The organism is Serratia proteamaculans, from assembly GCF_013337185.1.
Classification (GTDB): domain Bacteria; phylum Pseudomonadota; class Gammaproteobacteria; order Enterobacterales; family Enterobacteriaceae; genus Serratia; species Serratia proteamaculans_D.
On sequence record NZ_SWDE01000017.1, the window covers coordinates 1 to 1,442 of the forward strand.

General features: G+C 62.1%; 1 protein-coding gene. It reads right to left on the reverse strand.

Translation table 11 applies throughout. The features are described from left to right. Nucleotides 1-1,442 (reverse strand): transketolase (gene tkt, locus FCL49_RS24545; protein WP_174355467.1); only part of this gene is annotated, 1,442 nt, incomplete at both ends.

Sequence of the window (1,442 nt, forward strand, 5' to 3'; positions counted from 1 at the left end):
GTACCGGCGCAGTCCTTCAGCACATAACCGCCACGGTAAACGTTGGCCAGTTGCTCTGCGGTACGCGGCTGCTGGGTCAGGTTCTGACGGGAGAAAATCAGCGTGGTCGGGCCGTCGTTGCGCTCGATGCCGTACTGCCAGGCTACCGCCGATTCCACCTGGTCACACGGACGCCAGGTGCTCATGTTCGGGGTCACGCGCAGGCTGGCCATTTGCTCAACCGGCTGGTGCGTCGGGCCGTCTTCGCCCAGACCGATGGAGTCATGGGTGTAGACGAACACGTTGCGGATTTTCATCAGCGCCGCCATACGCACCGCATTACGGGCGTATTCCACGAACATCAGGAAGGTCGCCGAGTACGGCAGGAAGCCGCCGTGCAGCGCGATGCCGTTGGTGATGGCGGTCATGCCGAACTCGCGCACGCCGTAGTGAATGTAGTTACCCGACAGGTCTTCGTTGAGCGGCTTGGAGCCGGACCACATGGTCAGGTTGCTCGGTGCCAGGTCAGCGGAGCCGCCGAGGAATTCCGGCAGCACCTTGCCGAAGGTTTCCAGCGCGTTCTGCGAGGCCTTGCGGCTGGCGATATTGGCCGGGTTGGCCTGCAGTTTTTCAACGAAGGCTTTGGCGTCGGCTTTCCAGTTGGCCGGCAGTTCACCGTTCACACGGCGTTTGAACTCGGCAGCCAGTTCCGGGAAGGCTTTGGCGTAGGCGGCGAACTTGTCGTTCCAGGCCGCTTCTTTGGCCTTGCCGGCTTCTTTGGCGTCCCACTGGGCATAGATGTCCTGCGGGATTTCGAAGGCGGCGTATTTCCAGCCCAGGGCTTCGCGGGTGGCAGCCACTTCGGCAGCGCCCAGCGCTGCGCCGTGCACGTCGTGGGTCCCGGCCTTGTTCGGGGAACCAAAACCAATCACGGTTTTGCACATCAGCAGGGACGGCTTGTCGGTGACCTTGCGGGCTTCTTCAATCGCGGCCTTGATGGCGTCAGGGTTGTGGCCGTCAACGTGACGCACCACGTGCCAGCCGTAGGCTTCAAAGCGCTCGGCGGTGTTGTCGGTGAACCAGCCTTCCACATGACCGTCGATGGAGATGCCGTTGTCATCGTAGAACGCGGTCAGTTTGCCGAGCTTAAGAGTACCGGCCAGCGAACAGACTTCGTGGGAGATGCCTTCCATCATGCAGCCGTCGCCCATAAAGGCGTAGGTGTGGTGGTCGACGATGTCATGACCCGGGCGGTTGAACTGCGCGCCCAGCGTACGTTCGGCAATGGCGAAACCGACGGCATTGGCGATACCCTGACCCAGCGGGCCGGTGGTGGTTTCCACGCCCGGGGTGTAGCCGTATTCCGGGTGGCCCGGGGTTTTGGAGTGCAGCTGGCGGAAGTTTTCCAGCTCGCTCATCGGCAGGTCGTAGCCGGTGAGGTGCAACAGGCTGTAAATCAGCAT